Here is a 17334-nt window from a genome sequence, read left to right on the forward strand (position 1 = left end):
CAACCGCTACAACTTTGTCACCATCTTCTAAACCTGGGTTGGGTACAGTCCACGCACCATTCTCATCCGCTGTAACAGTAACCGTCTTACCATCAGGGAAAGTGACTGTCACTTTACTCTCAGGTTCTGCCGTACCTGTGATTGGATCTTTGCCATTGACTGGATCAATAATTGGCGCTGGTGGTGCAATTGCATCAACAATTACAACAACTGGAGGTGAGGTATTTCCATCCTTATCCTTCGCAACGACAACAACTTCATCGCCATCTTCCAAACCTGGGTTCGGTGCAGTCCATGTACCATCCTTATCCACTGTAACGGTTTCTGTTTTCCCATCTGGGAACGTTACGATAATCTCAGTATCAGGGTCACCTCGACCAGTAATAGGATCTTTACCATTAATTGGATCAACTTCTGGCTTATCTAACACACGTGTAATTTTGTCAGAACCATCGTCACCACTACTGCTTCCAGCCCAAATTAGGATCCCTGCTACAGTCAAAGGAACAGCAAGCCATCCCCATAAGCTATACGCACCGTCGTGGTATAAAAGTGGTTCAATGGTGTCTATATAACCAAATGTAATGTTATCTAGCATTGCCCCATTGGCATCAGTAAATTGAGCCCAAAGCAATTTATTATCATCATCATTTAAAACTAGACTATTTTCAGTTTCATAGCCCACACCCGTAAAGAAGTTTTCAATAACAATCTTTTCACCGTTTTTAAGAGTGATAACTGCATTTTTACCGTCTTTAACAATTTGTTGGACATCATCCATATTGGCTTTTATCACAACAACAGACGCTTCTGTAAGCGCAGCCTTTTGGCCATTTAACTCTTGTAAAACCTTATGACTCGCTTTAGAAACGATTTTCATCTCTGACATTTTATTGTCCTCTATGGTTAATATCTTCTAGAAACCAAAAAATTTTTATTTATAAATAAAAAATCACAAGTTAAATAGATTAACTCATTGAGAAACATACACGACTTTATAAAAAGTAAAAGAAATAATAACAAACCATTTGAGTACAATTAAAAAACAAATAATAAATATTCTAAAAAACATAAAGTTATAATAAAAACCACCCAAACAAATAAACAACAGAGTGAACTAAAGTAATCACCATTAAAAAATAAGATTAATCAGTAAATGAAAAATGCAAAGACATATCTAATTATGTACTATAAAACAAATACTTAAATACATAGTGTTATAATTTACACTCAAAAAAATTGTTATATTTCATAATGATAGTTCTAAAAAATTCATTATGAAAAAATATATTTTGAGTTAATAAAAAACTTATCTATAAATAAACACATAAAGTTTGATTCGGGCATTTACTCTTATTTTAAATCAAACAGTTAAAACAAAACTGTCTTTGCTAAATTTATTTCTTGTATAACAACAAATAAATAAATTATGCCAAATAAAATATTACTTAAATACCATTTTTAGAATCAAATTAAATAAAGCATCGATGTTTCAAAATTTTATTCATATAGAAATATGTAAAAAATGCCTAAAAATATTTTAAAGCCCCAGTTAATTTATCTAGCTATACCACTACTTTTATCAATAAATGTAGTTTATGCAGCGGATCAAAAAGATGTTTCATCTCATTTAAAAGATAAACTCACCAGTGTCTTTCAACCTAAATCCGAACAAGATTTTAAAACGATTGAATTACAGCAATTGAGTAAATTTAAATTTACGCCAATGGATCAATCAAAAACTGCACCGTCTACAACGCAGATCAGTGCCTTGAATTTTTTTAAAGCCATTCAGCAGGTATTACAACGTAATCCACAAGTCTCACAAAATTTGGCTGTACTTGCTGCACAAAATTCAAATATTGAAATTGCAAAATCACAATACTATCCGCAACTTTCAAGTGGGATGGGTACTGGTGACTTTGGTAGTTCAGACCGTGGGCGACAGATCTTAAGTCTCAATGCATCACAATTACTCTACGACTTTGGCAAAGTTAAAAGTAGCGTTGATGCCCAAAAGGAAAGGTTAAAGCTAGAGCAAGCGAATGTTCTGATTCGAATCGAAGATATTGCCTATCAAACCAGTGTCACCATAATTAACATCGAGCGTTATCGTGTCGGTCTACGTATTGCTGAACAGCAAGTTCAAGGCATAGAGAAAATTTTATCTATTGCACGCTTACGCGCACGCGCTGGAATTAGCAGTCAAGCAGACCCCGTACAAGCTGAGTCATTCTTACAATCAGCACGATCAAACCTGATTATGCAGCAATCTATGTTGCAACAATTTCAACAACGTTTAAGTATTTTAATTGGTTTTGATATATCTGCAAAACACTGGAATATTCCTGAACAATTGGTCGTTGCATCTGAACTATATAGCGATCCTGCTTTAAATAGCATTCCCAAAATGGTTGCAGCACAGATTGAAGTAGAGATGGCCAAAGTCGATAAGAAACAAATTGAACTTAGCCGTTATCCAACTTTTGTACTCAAAGGTACTGTTTCTCAGGCAATCAATGGTGTTAATCCTGGCAACCAAAAAGACAATGGCCTAGATAGTTCAATCATGGTTGAGGCGCGAAGTGACTTCTATCAGGGTGGAGCAACTGGGGCCCGTAGCCGCTCTGCTAGCTATGCTGAACAAGCATCGAGGTCAAAAGTAAATGCCGTATATTTGGACATACTCGATCAAGTTCGTACGACAAGAGAAACGATAGAAAATAAGCAAAAACAAATGATGGTGCTTAATGATCGACAAAATACCACCATCAAAACCAAAGAACTCTATCAAGAACAATACAAATTAGGCACTCGCACAGTATTGGACTTACTCAATGCCGAAATGGCGATCCATAGTGCCAACTCAGAATTAGAAAATGCTCGCTATGACATCTATAGCAGTCTCGCACAGTTTATTTCAGCGACGGGTCGTACTCGCCAAGCCTATGACTTAAATAATATTTCAATACAAGGATTCGAGGTGCAACCATGAATCAACCCTTAAATTACCAACCTTGGTTGCAAGCTGTTTTAACAATTGCAAAACATTACCGCATAGAACCTTCTGAAGAACGGATCCGACTACAACTCGACTGGAATCAACACCAACATATTGATGAAGCACTACAAATTATGTGCCGTCAGATTGGATTGAATTATAAAAAAGACAAATTTAGTCGCGATATTTTACATCCGTGGCGCCTCCCTATCTTGGTTGAGTTTAACAACCATCAAGTAGGGATCATCGATAAAATGGATGGCTCAAATAACTTAAGTATTCAGTTTAGTGGTGAACATGGCCTATCTCAAAGCTTCTCTATCGATGACGTCACGCCCTTAATCGAACATGTTTATATTTTGAGACCTGAGCACTCAATTCCTGATGTGCGGATTGATGAATATATCAAGCCTTATCAGGCCAGTTGGTTCTGGTCTATCGTATTGCAGGATTGGAAACGTTATATCGATATTATGTTTTCTTCCTTAATCACCAACGTCTTAGCTCTAGCAACGATCGTATTTTCAATGCAAGTCTACGACAGAGTAGTGCCTTCTCAGTCGATTCCGACGCTTTGGGTTCTGTTCGGCGGAGTTATGCTGGCCTCTGTATTTGAGTTTATACTGCGTGTTTCACGAATCTATTTGTCAGATATCATTGGCAAACGTGCGGATTTAAAAATCTCAGATCGAGTTTTTGGACATGCCTTACGCATCAAAAACAATGAACGCTCCAAATCTACTGGTACATTTATATCTCAAATCCGCGAGTTAGATGGGGTCAGAGAATTAGTCACCTCAACCACCATTACAGCGATCGCAGATCTCCCCTTCTTTTTCCTATTTCTAGCAATTTTTTGGTTAATTGGTGGCAACCTATTTTGGGTGATGTTGTTAATCGTCCCTCTGATGATCATTCCCTGCCTGCTCGTACAAAAACCACTTTCTAAACTTGCTCAAGAGGGCATGCGTGAATCCGCCATTCGAAATGCAACCTTGGTCGAATCGGTTCAAGGCATTGAGGATATTAAATTATTACGAGCAGAATCACGCTTTCAAAACCAGTGGAATCATATGAATGACGTGTCTGCAGAGATCAGTCTGCAACAGCGTAAAATTATTGGTGTACTCACTGCATGGATTCAAAAAATACAGGGATTAGCTTTTGTATTTGTGGTGCTCGTTGGCTCATTTGATGTTATGAAAGGCGATATGACTACAGGTGCTTTGGTGGCCTGTTCAATCTTATCGTCACGTATGCTTGCACCAATCACCCAGCTCACCGGTGTACTCATGCGCTTACAACAAGCCAAGGTCGCCAAAAAAAGTTTAGATGAGCTCATGCAGCGTAATGTAGATCAACCCGATCGTGCACACCTGATTCATCGTCCAGCACTCCATGGCCATTATCAACTACGTAAAGTATTGTTCCAATACACTCAGGATGATCCACATCCTAGTCTTTCACTTACAGAACTCAATATTCAAGCAGGTGAAAAAGTTGCCATTCTTGGACGTAACGGCGCTGGAAAATCGACCTTACTCCAAATACTTTCAGGTATGCAGACACCACTCAATGGAACCATTCAATTAGATGGCGTAGATTTAACTTTGCTTGATCCAGCTGATGTCCGCCGCGACATGAACTTACTCAATCAAAATGCACATCTCTTTTTTGGTTCTATCCGAGAAAACTTAAGTCTAGGTGCCCCCCTGATCAGTGATGAAGACATTATAAAAACCTTAAAACTTACTGGTGCTCTGCAGTTTGTCCAAGAGAAAAAAGAAGGGCTTGATCATGTGATCTTAGAAGGTGGTGTCGGTTTTTCAGGTGGACAACGCCAAAGCTTATTAATGGCGCGATTACTCCTACGTCAACCCAATATCTTATTACTCGATGAACCAACAGCAGCACTCGATGAAATGTCTGAAAAAATACTGATTGATCATCTCAAACAATGGCTCGGTCACCGTACGCTTGTCGTTGCTACACATCGTCGTCCTGTCTTGCAATTAGTTGATCGTATTATTGTGATTAATAACGGAAAAATCGTGATGGATGGCCCTCGTGATCAAATCCTTAATCAATCAGCTCCAGCTCAAACTGCTCAAATATAATCAGGAATTCAATCATGAGTGAAACAACATCAGTTTCCAGCAACTCCAAGACGACTTTTCAAGATCCACCTTTACCTCGGGCCAGTATTGTCATTTGGATTATCGTGCTTGGGCTTAGCGCCTTATTATTATGGGCTTGGTTTTTTAAACTCGAAGAAGTATCAACGGGTACAGGAAAGGTTATTCCTTCATCCAAAGAACAAACTATTCAATCTCTTGAAGGTGGCATCTTAACTAAACTCAATGTTAAAGAAGGAGATATCGTTGCAAAAGATCAAGTGTTAGCTCAACTTGATCCCACACGCTTGCAATCAGTCGTCGGAGAATCCCAGTCTTTACTCACCTCAGCACAGGCAACTGCTGCACGTTTAACAGCTGAAGTGAATGGAACGCCTTTAAACTTTCCTGAAGCTGTACGTAAAGAGCCTGCTTTAGTGCATGCAGAAACAGCCCTCTACCAATCACGTCGTGCCAATCTTGATGAAACATTATTAGGCTTATCTCAAGCACTAGCTCTAGTGAATGAAGAGCTTGTTATGACTGAACCGCTAGTTTCTAAAGGTGCAGCCAGTGAGGTTGAGGTATTACGTTTAAAGCGTCAAGCCAATGAACTTAAAAATAAGATGACCGATATCCGTACTCAATACTATGTCAAAGCACGAGAAGAATTGTCCAAAGCCAACACTGACATTGAGACGCAACGACAAATTGTATTGGGTCGTAGTGATACCTTAAGCCGAACCGTATTTAAAGCACCCGTACGCGGAGTAGTGAAAGAAATCACCGTAACCACTTTGGGCGGTGTCATCCCACAAAATGGTAAACTCATGACCATTGTTCCGCTAGATGAACAGCTGCTTATCGAGGCAAGAATCTCACCACGTGATATTGCTTTTATTCATCCTGGTCAAGAGGCTTTAGTCAAAGTCACCGCTTATGATTATTCGATCTATGGTGGGCTAGATGGCAAAGTGACCATTATCTCTCCAGATACATTAAGAGATGAGGTCAAACAAGATCAGTTTTATTATCGCGTCTATATTCGAACCAATACTGACAAACTTTATAACAAAGCTGGAGCAAGTTTTAGCATTACACCTGGGATGGTAGCGACAGTTGATATCCGTACGGGTCAAAAAACAATTATGGATTACCTGCTCAAACCATTCAATAAAGCACGCGAAGCATTACGTGAAAGATAACTTTAAATTATAATTTAATCCCCCGCAAATGTCGGGGATTTTTATTGCTTAAGCAATCCATCAATTTGTTTATTAATATGATTTTTCTCTAAAAAATTCCAATAATCTGCTGTGATATTAAACATCTGGTGCTATAGTAAAGCAATTGTCATCTAAGTATTAAGCAAGCTGCTGTATTTTTCGATCAAGGTTGATTGGGATAACAACAATGATGCACAGCAAAAAGAACTTGCTTGAGTAGCTATATAAGGTATGACTTAAATTTATACATCGCTACACACTCATATTGATTATTTGTATTTATCACAACCAACAATTTTAATTTCATCGGATCACATATGAAGTATAAACTGATCGGTTTAATCTCAGCACTGACCTTTAGCCCACTGAATTATGCACAAAACCAGAGCAGCAGTAGCTGGGAGGGCCCTGTCAAGGTCAACCTTAACCTATATGCCTTTGCCTCTGATGCCAATGGGGAGATTCAAAAAGGTAATATCCACTATGATGTCGATCAACCCTTTAAGGATAGTCTGGATTATTTAGATGAAACTTATATGGCACATTTTGATATCAGTAAAGGCCGCTGGGGCATGTTCTATGATACCCAAATGGCCAAACTCAGTACTGAACAAAGCGTGGCACATATTCCTGTCGCAGCATATGTTAAGCAAAAACGACAAAGTTTAGGTGCGTATTATCAAGCCTATGTTTCTGAAAGAAATCCAAATAATAATTATCCACGTTTTATTGTAGAACCCATGATCGGTGTACATCGCACTGAACTTAAATCTGAACTGAGTGCCTTTCATCATACCAGTCAAGTCAACGCCGATTGGGATGAGGTGTTTTGGGGCAGTCGTTTTAAATACAACTTTGACTCACCGTGGAACCTTGCTTCGGAGTTGAGCTTTGGGGTCGAAGATACACGCTCAGCCCAAATGTATGTCGGTTATCGTCAAGAGATTTTTAAACGTCCAATCAATTTTAGATTGGGTTATCGTTATTTTGAGCAAGATCACCATAGTGGTGATTTTAAATGGCATATCACACAACATGGCCCAGTTATTGGTGTCAACCTTCCACTCTTTTAAAATAAGTGAATACTATGAAAAAAATTATTTGCCAAAGTTTAATTGCATCAAGTTTTTTACTCACCAGCATTGCTGATGCCTGCACTCGTGCAGTCTTCATCGGAAAAAATGAAGTGATGACTGCGCGAAGTATGGACTGGAAAAGCGATGTGGGTACAAATATTTGGATTTTACCAAGTAAAGTGGTCCGTCACGGCGTTGCAGGTCCAAACTCGATTAAATGGACATCAAAATACGGTAGTGTTATTGCCAGTGGCTATGATATTTCAAGCACCGATGGTGTCAACGAGAAAGGGCTTTCAGCAAACTTACTCTGGTTAGTTGAATCACAATATCCAAATACTGAAAAAAGCAAAAAACCAACCTTAAGTATTTCTCTATGGGCACAGTATGTACTTGATAACTTTGCCACAGTAAATGAAGCTGTCGCTGCACTCGAAAAAGAACCATTCATTGTGGTGACCGATATGGTCCCTGGAGAAAAACGTCTCACCACTTTACATCTCTCTATCTCAGATAGCAGTGGTGATAGCGCAATCGTCGAATATATCAATGGCAAGCAAGTGATTCATCATAATAAAGAATATCAAGTTATGACCAACTCACCGACCTTTGATAAACAGTTAGCTTTAGATGACTATTGGCAGTTAATCGGTGGTACAACGATGTTACCAGGCACCAACCGTGCAGCAGATCGTTTTGCCCGTGCATCTTTTTATATCAATGCGATTCCTAAAGATGCTTCGCCAGAACATTCATTGGCCAGTGTATTTAGTGTGATTCGTAACGTATCTGTACCTTATGGTCTAAACACTGAAGAACAGCCTAATATCTCATCAACACGTTGGAGAACGGTAGTCGATCATAAACGTGTTCGTTACTATTTTGAATCTGCAGTATCACCAAACGTATTTTGGGTTGACCTTAAAGATATTAACTTTAATGATGGTAAAACACGTAAGTTAGACTTAGGTGCAGACCAGGCAAAAATCTATGCAGGCAAAGCAAACGCTGCGTTTGTCGAGTCAAAACCATTTACTTTCTTGGGTATTGAGTAATAATTATCAGATATTACTTGCAGGTTTGAGATCAATCGTATGAAAAAACTCGCTTTACTTTTAGGTAGTGCACTCATGCTGGGCGCTTGTGCTCATCAGCAAACAGCACCAACAGCACAAAATGCCACCAAAGGTATTTTGCTCTGTGAATTAGGTGAACTCTGTCCAGTGATTAAAGTCAATTGGAATGCTGAAGATAAAAGCCAAGTTCAACTACATATTTATCTCGATAATCCTGCAAGCTATTACGACATCAAAGCAGTGGTATTTAATAACGGCCAAATTTCGTATGCTTATAAGCCAAGCTCAACCAATCAAGAGTTTACACGCGGCTTTTATCGCTCTGGGGTCACCATTGATACACCGCCGAATTTGATGGCCAAACTCAAAGGTACGCCTGCAGCGAGTATGAATATCATCACTAATAAAGGTGAAATTAAACGTTATATCTATAAAGATGGTAAAGCATCCTCAGCCTATGCACAGTTTGTTCAGGCTTATACCGACTAAACTCCATGAAAACAAAAAAGACGCATTTTAAAATGCGTCTTTTTTATTGCTTGATTTTTTGTTTAACGTTTTACAACAATCGAATCAATACCGCTATTCTGCAAAGTTTTTTGAGCAATAACTGCAGCACTTTGTGACTCATATGGTCCAGATATTACACGATACCAGACTTTGCCATTGTCCGTAGTTTTAATCACATCTGCCGATAAACCATTGAGTAAAATCTCAGCACGACGTGCATCAGCACTATCTGGATCTGCATAACTACGCACTTGTAAAATGTACGATGGTTTCACTTCGGCAAGTACTGCTGTTGGCTCTTCAGTTAATGGCTCCTCACTCACTGCAGGTTGTGGTGGTTGAGGGGCTTCTACAATCGTTGGACGTGCATTCAAAGGCGTTTCAGGAACTGCCTGTTGCGGAATAGGAGTAACCTGTTGCTGGGGTAACAAGTCATAGAAACGATAGTCTTTGTTGGTCTCTTCTTTATAGTGCTCTGAGCGCACTTCATTACTATTGGCAGGCACAGGTGCCCATGGCTTCCATAGCATTACAGCAACTGCTGCTGCAATCACCAATAAAATTGCCACCAACATACCCAACCACTTGGGAACCAAGGACGGTTTGGGCTTATTGCTGCGCTCTGTTACACCACGTTGTGTTTTACCGAACACGGACTACCCTCTCTTATTCTCGTTACATTTCTGTCGGTGCAGATACGCCCAACAGTGTTAGACCATTTTTTAAAACTTGCTGTACATTCATAGATAAGAGTAAACGCGCTTGAGATAACTCAATATTTTGCTCATCTAGGAACTTAACACCATCCAACGCATACCAACCATGGAACAATGCTGCTAACTCTTTTAAGTAGTTACCCACTTGATGAGGTTCATGCGCATTGGCTGCACGAGTAATAATTTCAGGATAAGCTGCAAGTTTAGCCAAAATTTCAACTTCAGCCTCTAACTGTAACTGAACTGCAAGCGGGCGTGCAGCAATTGCATCAAATGTAATACCAATTTTATCTGCTTTTTGCAAAATACGCTGAATACGGGCATGTGCGTATTGAATATAATACACCGCATTATCTTTACTTTGCGAAACGGCTAGATCTAAATCAAAATCAATGTGTTGTTCTGACTTACGCATCACATAATAGAAGCGCGCAGCGTCATTACCCACTTCTTTACGTAAATCACGTAATGTCACGTACTGGCCTGAACGAGATGACATCTGCACCATCTCACCACCACGCCATAAACTCACAAACTGTACTAACAATACAGTAAGTTTCGATGAGTCATAGCCCATTGCATCAATTGCAGCTTTAACACGTGCAATATAACCATGGTGATCAGATCCCCAAACATCGATCAAATCAGTAAAACCACGTTGTAATTTATTCAGATGGTAAGCAATATCAGAAGCAAAATAAGTAGTTTGACCGTTGCGACGTTTCACTACGCGGTCTTTTTCATCGCCAAACTCTGTTGATTTGAACCAGATATTGCCATCTTTTTCGTAGAGATAACCACGTTGATCTAATGTCTGTAGTGCTTCATCGATTTTATCTGTCAATGTTGCTTCACTAAACCACTGATTAAATGTTACGCCAAACTCACCTAAGTCTTGTTTGATATCTTGCAAAATGGCATGTAAAGCTGCTTGATGGAAGACGCGATAATCTGCACCAATCAACTGTTGTGCATTAAAGATCAAACCATCGATATGCTTTTCTTTATCACCAGAAAGCACGATTTTATTGCCATCTGCATCTAGTTCTGCGGCATATTCAACATCTGCAGGTACATCTTTATATATGTCTGCTGTACTTTGTACATAAGCATCACCATCTTGGTCGATAATGCCTTGCGCAATCTCTTTAACGTAATCGCCTTGATATGCATTTTTTGGAAAAACGAGCTCTTGTCCTAAAATTTGCAAATAACGTAAATAAGTAGAGGTCGCTAAGATATCCATTTGACGGCCAGCATCGTTAACGTAATATTCACGTTCAACACTCGCACCAGTTGCCTCAAGTAAATTGGCAACTGTCATACCATAAGCCGCACCACGACCATGGCCTACATGTAGGCTAGACGTTGGATTGGCAGAAACAAATTCAACTTGTACTTTTTTCTTCGCATTGGCTGTAGTAAAACCAAATTTTTCTTGTTGTTGTTGGATTTGATCCAGAACAGCAAAGCGTTGATCTGCATTTAAAAAGAAGTTAATAAACCCAGGACCAGCAATTTCAGCTTTACTGATTTCACTGACTTCTGGTAAGTGTGCCAGAAATTGTTCAGCTAGCTCACGGGGTTTCATTGCTGCTGCTTTTGATGCAATCATGGCAATGTTCGAAGCAAAATCGCCGTGACTTCGATCCTTGGTTCGCGTCAAACTACTGGTGTTTTTCCAATCTGCTGGAAGGACCCCTGCTGACTGTAGAGCTTGAGTTGCGTGATCGAGTGCTGCTTGTATGGCCGTATTCATAATCTATCGAAAATGTAAGTCGTAGAAAAACAGCAAATATAGCAAATTTCGCCCGCTTTAGGGGAGGAGATTTCAACATTAAAGTGTATGTTCTGTTTAAAACAAGCCTATTCGGCTTAAACAAATGATCTATTTTTTAATCACTCGTAGCAGTTAAGCTGCTGAAAACAGTTGAACTTATCATTACTTTGATATAGCACTCACACCATTATCACGCAAATAAATACCCTTTTGTCATAAAATAGGCTTAAGCTTAAGAGCATCTGCCCTGTAATGCGAATTGCGTCCATATTTTTGAGCATCGCAAAGTCAACGCCTGAGATTGGAAATGACCACTGAAAACTTAAAAAACAAACACCCGCTATATACTCCTTATGCTGGCTATACCTTGTTAGAGCTACCTTTGCTGAATAAAGGCTCTGCATTTTGTGAACAAGAACGTAACGATTTCAATTTACATGGATTGATTCCACAGGTCATTGAAACGATCGAAGAGCAACATCAACGCTCATATCAACAGTACATTTCTTTTAACGAAGACATCAATAAGCATATTTATTTACGAAATATTCAAGACACAAATGAAACGCTGTTCTATCACCTGATCAGCAAACACCTTTCTGAAATGATGCCAATCATTTATACCCCAACCGTCGGTGAAGCCTGTCAGCGCTTCTCGGATATCTATCGTCGTCACCGTGGCGTATTTATTTCTTATCCAGATCGCAACCGTATCGATGACATTTTGCAAAACGTCAACCGTAAAAGTGTCAAAGTCATTGTAATTACTGATGGCGAACGTATTTTAGGTCTAGGTGACCTTGGCATTGGGGGGATGGGTATCCCGATTGGTAAATTGTCACTTTATACTGCGTGTGGTGGCATTAGCCCAGCTTATACCCTCCCGATCACCATTGATGTTGGTACCAATAATCAACAACTTCTCAACGACCCTATCTATATGGGTTGGAGACAACCACGTGTAGTCGGTGAAGACTATGATAACTTTGTTGAAGAAATCTTCCGTGCAATCAAACGTCGCTGGCCTGATGCATTAATTCAATTTGAAGATTTTGCGCAAAACAATGCCATGCCTTTACTTGAAAAATACCGTGATCAATATTGCTGCTTCAATGATGATATCCAAGGTACAGCAGCTGTTGTGGTGGGTAGTCTCATTGCAGCAAGTCGAGCGGCTGGAAAGCAACTCAAAGATCAAACTATTGCTTTCTTAGGTGCCGGCTCCGCGGGCTGTGGTATTGCAGAACAAATCATTGCTCAAATGGTTGAAGATGGGCTAAGTGATGCAGAAGCACGTAGTCGAGTATATATGGTTGATCGTTTTGGGTTAATCACCGAAAATATGCCAACTCTCCGTAGCTTCCAACGTGCTCTAGCTCAAAAAGCGGATCAAGTTGCAACTTGGGGGAATGCAGATGGACTGATTTCCTTGCTCGATGTAGTGCAATCGGCGAAACCCAGTATTTTGATTGGCGTTTCTGGACAAGCTGGTTTATTCAATGAGCAAGTCATTAAGAGTCTACATGCAAACTGTGCCAATCCCATCGTACTTCCACTGAGTAACCCAACATCACATGTAGAAGCATTACCAGCGGATATCATTCGTTGGACGGATGGTCAGGCATTGATTGCAACGGGCAGCCCGTTCTCACCAGTCAATTATCAAGGCAAAATCCATAATATCTCACAGTGTAATAATGCCTATATTTTCCCAGGAATTGGCTTAGGTGTCATTTCAGTACATGCAACTCGTGTTACCAACCGCATGATGATTGCCTCAAGTGCAGCGCTTGCTGATTGCTCACCAAAACTACATGATCCTGAAGCAGATCTACTACCAAATTTGGATGAGCTACAAAGCGTATCGAAAAAAATTGCATTCCGCGTTGCTAAAGCAGCAATTGAGGATGGGGTTGCGCCTGCAATGAGTGATGAAGAACTCACAGTACGAATAAACGCCAACTTCTGGCAACCTGAGTATCGTCACTATAAGCGCGTTTCATTCTAAGTTTCTTGCCCCAAACTACGCACTAGAGCGGCATCGCTGTAGTGCGTGATTTATGCTATAACTGGCACTTTGATACCTTTGACCAAATTACTAGACTCATGACCACAACACTTACTTGTTTTAAAGCCTACGATATTCGTGGAAAATTAGGTACCGAACTCAATGAAGATATTGCCTACAAGATTGGCCGTGCCTATGGACAAATTTATCGACCTCAACGTGTCGTTATTGGTTGTGATATACGTTTAAGTAGTGAAGCTCTGAAACAAGCAACGATTCGTGGTCTCAATGATGCAGGTGTTGATGTTTTAGATCTGGGGATGACAGGGACTGAAGAAGTTTACTTCGGCGCATTCCATCTCGATGTGCAAGGTGGTATTGAAATTACTGCTAGCCATAATCCAATGGACTATAACGGCATGAAGTTGGTTCGAGAAAATTCCCGTCCAATCAGTGCAGATACAGGACTTAAAGATATTCAGGCACTTGCAGAATGTGCTGACTTTAAAGCCGTAGAGCACAAAGGCCATTGCCAAAAGTACAATATTTTACCTGAATTTATCGAACACCTCATTGGTTATATCGACCCTGCTAAAATTCGTCCGCTTAAATTGGTCATGAATGCTGGCAACGGTGCAGCAGGCCATGTCATTGATGCATTAGAACAGAAATTCCAGCAACTTAATATTCCTGTTGAATTCATCAAAATTCACAACGAAGCAGATGGAACTTTCCCACACGGGATTCCCAACCCAATTTTACCTGAAAATCGTGAGAGTACTCGTCAAGCGGTACTCATCCACAAAGCAGATATGGGTATTGCTTGGGATGGTGACTTTGATCGTTGTTTCTTGTTTGATGAAAAAGGGCAATTTATTGAAGGATATTACATCGTTGGATTACTAGCTCAAGCCTTTTTACTCAAACAAAAAGGTGAAAAAATTGTGCATGATCCACGTTTAGTTTGGAACACTTTAGATATTCTTGAACAATACCAAGGTACAGCAGTACAGTCTAAATCAGGCCATGCCTTCATTAAAGATGTGATGCGTGAACATAATGCGGTTTATGGTGGAGAGATGAGTGCACACCATTATTTCCGCGACTTTGCGTATTGTGACAGTGGTATGATTCCATGGTTATTGGCCATCGTTGTGCTCTCTGAAACCAAACAGTCACTGTCTAGCCTCGTAGAAGAAATGATTGCCAAATTTCCGTGTAGTGGCGAGATCAACTTTAAAGTACAGGATACGGCTGTCACAATTCAAAAAATCTTTGATTATTATCAAGCGCAAAAGCCAGAGATTGATCGCACAGACGGTGTAAGCTTAGATTTTGGAGCTTGGCGCTTTAATGTTCGTGCCTCAAATACTGAGCCTTTATTACGCTTAAATATTGAAAGCCGACGTGACCGCCACCCCCAAGCGATGCAGCACTATATCGATGAACTCACGGCAATTATTCAATCTTAAACGCCATCAAACTAAGTTAAAAAATAAACCAGCATCATGCTGGTTTATTTAAATGGACAAGCTGACCTGGTGCAAAACAACTACCTATTTTTAGGTTGAATATTATTTTCTTTAATAATGCGAACAATAGAATACAAAACGGAACGCTTAACCTGCGCATTTTTATAAGAACCTTGGTGATCAAAACCTTTCATTTGAAAAACTTGCTTAACACCAGATTGCTTCAATGGCGCTCGGCCAGATTGCCACGGCACCGTACCATCACCAGCAGTATCTTTTTCAGATATTTTAAATGTCGCAAATTGACCACTCACCAATTTGATATATCTCAGTCCATTATTTTCCTTAATATTATCTCTAATCTCTGCAGATGCACCCATTCCCACATAACTTGCCTCCTTTAAAATTTTACTATTATAGGCATCTATTTCTTTTGCATTTATTCTTGGTAGTTTTAAAACTTGAGTTTCTGTGAGTCCTGTTATTTTTCTATCCAGTTGCCATGACAAAGTCCCAAAACTGGCATATTGAGTATCATGCCCATAATTTATATAAGTACAAGGATGATATTTATTCGTAATTTTTTTATGAAACTCTTCCACCTTTTCAATGGTTTTGAAATATATATCCTTAGGGCGTTTACCAGAATTCCTTTTAGATGTGATATCAGCTGGATCAATTAATTCAGCTTTAACCATTTCCCACCAAACCCCATCTGCCTTATATATTTCTTCATAGGGATTGTGTTTGGGCAGAGCAACAACATGTTGTTGCTCATGACCATTGATAACGCCGGTACCTCTTAAAAATAGCCAAGGTTTACCACCATTATAGGCTTTGCTTGGTAGCAGCTCTAAACCACCTGGTGCATTTGCTAAAACTGCTGTTACATGTTCAGTATTTTTACCCAATACATAGGCTGCGGCTCCTGCATCTCCGGAACCTGTTACTATCCGTCGATAGGCAGCTGCTGCCCCTTCTGCTGGCATCACCCCATGGACCACACCTGCAATATCATGACGTAGTTGGACCAATCTGCGTGTTAACAAGCCCCCCATAGAGTGTGTCACCACTATAAATTGATGAAAGCTTCCAGCATACTGCTTTTTGATCTTATCTAATTTTTGGCTTACCAACGCGGCTCCTTCTTCACTCGATTGCAGCCAGTTATAGCCCATTGCATAAACAGGGAAATGAAAGTTTTTAAGATGTTCTATTTCTTGTTGGTTAATACCGATAAATGGCTGTTGAGCACCCCACTTTGGCATCTCTGCTTGATTCAATAAACTTTTCCACTCCCGAACCACCTCTTGATCCTTAAATTGCTGAATCACAGCATATGATCCCCACGCACCCCCCGCGTAGATTTTTTGTTCTTCTAAGTCAACACGATTAAGAGCTAATTGCAAATAGGTCAACATGTCACCATAGCTATCCCAATGGACTGTACCCCAATAACGTTCTCTCAGTATTTTTTCAGTTAGTCTCAGCCGATAATCAACTTGTATATCTCCACTCATATCGACTTGAGTATTTAAGGGATCAAGTTCAGTTTGTAATACAGCAGGACTTTTTTGCATTTGTGAGTAAACTGTACCAATCTTGCCACTACCATTCCCAATTTTCCAAACCGATTTTCTTAAGTGTGTGTTGTAGATATTTGACCCCATAATGCCTGGGACAAATATAATCGGAATGGTATCTGGTCTAGGGACTTCAACATATGTCCCCCGCTTATTACTTATTGGACTGGTTGATGATTTTTCCTGTGCAATAATGTTGGCCACTTTATTTTTCCTTTTTATTGTTTGCTGATATTTGTAAGCTATTGAGAATAAAGTCATTCAATTTAATAACCTCTTTCTGGCTCACTGCAGAACTTAATGAGTCATGTTGATTAACCATGTCTGCACTATCAAAACTAAATTGTATAAATGGATCATTATAGTTTTCTAAGTTACCCAAATACTGCCATTCTTCAACTTCAAAACCACGCTCAAAGTAACCCCGTCTGGTCACATGATTGAGTATCTCTATACCATTTAAGCCATTCACAGTTTTTTTATGTTCTCTCAGATGATCAATTTTCATCAACATACTCGCAAACGCTGGCCATTCATCCTGTCTCTTTTTTATTAACTCATCTAAGGGTTGATCTGACTCCAAACGTACCCGATGCTCTATATCTGCACGAACTCGTGGGTAACTGGGAAAAGTAAAGTGCAAATATCCACCGGTAAACGGAATATTTTGACGCATATCATCAACAATAAAGTACTCTCTCCAACAAAGACCCGCCTGCGTTTCCCCTTGAGATGATCTGATTTTTATACTCTTCAAGGTCTGCTGCATATC

At 39.7% G+C, this 17334-nt stretch carries 12 protein-coding genes and 2 pseudogenes; 8 read left to right on the forward strand and 6 right to left on the reverse strand.

What is annotated here, in order from left to right:
* Together Aru01_RS18940 and Aru01_RS18945 are read right to left on the reverse strand one after the other, a co-directional pair.
* Nucleotides 1–418 (reverse strand): annotated as a pseudogene (locus tag Aru01_RS18940) (Ig-like domain-containing protein); the annotation flags it as partial.
* A gap of 153 nt (nucleotides 419–571) precedes the next feature.
* A pseudogene (locus Aru01_RS18945) lies at nucleotides 572–889 on the reverse strand (BapA/Bap/LapF family prefix-like domain-containing protein); the annotation flags it as partial.
* Nucleotides 890–1525: 636 nt separating this feature from the next.
* Here Aru01_RS18945 and Aru01_RS15715 point away from each other — a divergent pair.
* The 6 genes from Aru01_RS15715 to Aru01_RS15740 all read left to right on the forward strand — a co-directional run bounded on the left by Aru01_RS15715 (nucleotide 1526) and on the right by Aru01_RS15740 (nucleotide 8982).
* Entirely contained in the window at nucleotides 1526–2995 is a 1470-nt protein-coding gene (locus Aru01_RS15715) for a TolC family protein (protein ID WP_016657979.1), read from the forward strand.
* Complete coding sequence (locus Aru01_RS15720; RefSeq protein ID WP_016657980.1) at nucleotides 2992–5118, forward strand: type I secretion system permease/ATPase; 2127 nt, start codon at nucleotides 2992–2994, stop codon at nucleotides 5116–5118. The genes Aru01_RS15715 and Aru01_RS15720 overlap by 4 nt, the downstream gene beginning before the upstream one ends.
* Before the next feature lie 14 nt (nucleotides 5119–5132).
* The gene (locus Aru01_RS15725; RefSeq protein WP_016657981.1) at nucleotides 5133–6320 is read left to right on the forward strand and encodes an HlyD family type I secretion periplasmic adaptor subunit; all 1188 of its coding nucleotides are present in this window, start codon (nucleotides 5133–5135) and stop codon (nucleotides 6318–6320) included.
* 338 nt (nucleotides 6321–6658) lie between these two features.
* Nucleotides 6659–7414: a hypothetical protein gene (locus Aru01_RS15730; protein ID WP_016657982.1), complete on the forward strand. Its 756-nt coding sequence runs from the start codon at nucleotides 6659–6661 to the stop codon at nucleotides 7412–7414.
* Between the two features lie 14 nt (nucleotides 7415–7428).
* Nucleotides 7429–8472, forward strand: a complete 1044-nt coding sequence (locus tag Aru01_RS15735) for a linear amide C-N hydrolase (protein WP_016657983.1) — start codon at nucleotides 7429–7431, stop codon at nucleotides 8470–8472.
* Nucleotides 8473–8511: 39 nt separating this feature from the next.
* Complete coding sequence (locus Aru01_RS15740; protein ID WP_016657984.1) at nucleotides 8512–8982, forward strand: putative periplasmic lipoprotein; 471 nt, start codon at nucleotides 8512–8514, stop codon at nucleotides 8980–8982.
* A gap of 62 nt (nucleotides 8983–9044) precedes the next feature.
* On the opposite strand, the gene Aru01_RS15745 is transcribed toward Aru01_RS15740, so the two are convergent.
* Together Aru01_RS15745 and argS are read right to left on the reverse strand one after the other, a co-directional pair.
* Nucleotides 9045–9656, reverse strand: a complete 612-nt coding sequence (locus Aru01_RS15745; protein WP_016657985.1) for an SPOR domain-containing protein — start codon at nucleotides 9654–9656, stop codon at nucleotides 9045–9047.
* Between the two features lie 22 nt (nucleotides 9657–9678).
* A complete protein-coding gene (gene argS / locus Aru01_RS15750; protein ID WP_016657986.1) occupies nucleotides 9679–11478 on the reverse strand; it encodes an arginine--tRNA ligase in 1800 nt (599 codons plus the stop codon).
* A 328-nt stretch (nucleotides 11479–11806) separates the two neighbouring features.
* Here argS and Aru01_RS15755 point away from each other — a divergent pair, with 328 nt between their 5' ends.
* Complete coding sequence (locus tag Aru01_RS15755; protein WP_016657987.1) at nucleotides 11807–13507, forward strand: NAD-dependent malic enzyme; 1701 nt, start codon at nucleotides 11807–11809, stop codon at nucleotides 13505–13507.
* A 98-nt stretch (nucleotides 13508–13605) separates the two neighbouring features.
* Nucleotides 13606–14979 (forward strand): phosphohexomutase domain-containing protein, encoded by a 1374-nt coding sequence (locus Aru01_RS15760; protein ID WP_016657988.1) that lies wholly within the window; start codon nucleotides 13606–13608, stop codon nucleotides 14977–14979.
* 80 nt (nucleotides 14980–15059) lie between these two features.
* On the opposite strand, the gene Aru01_RS15765 is transcribed toward Aru01_RS15760, so the two are convergent.
* Together Aru01_RS15765 and Aru01_RS15770 are read right to left on the reverse strand one after the other, a co-directional pair.
* Nucleotides 15060–16766 carry an esterase/lipase family protein gene (locus Aru01_RS15765; protein WP_016657989.1) on the reverse strand — a complete coding sequence of 569 codons (1707 nt, stop codon included), beginning with the start codon at nucleotides 16764–16766 and terminating at the stop codon, nucleotides 15060–15062.
* A gap of 1 nt (nucleotide 16767) precedes the next feature.
* Nucleotides 16768–17334: T6SS immunity protein Tli4 family protein (locus Aru01_RS15770; protein WP_042111586.1), on the reverse strand; the 567-nt coding region annotated here is incomplete at its 5' end.

This window comes from Acinetobacter rudis, assembly GCF_000829675.1.
GTDB classification, from domain to species: Bacteria; Pseudomonadota; Gammaproteobacteria; order Pseudomonadales; family Moraxellaceae; genus Acinetobacter; species Acinetobacter rudis.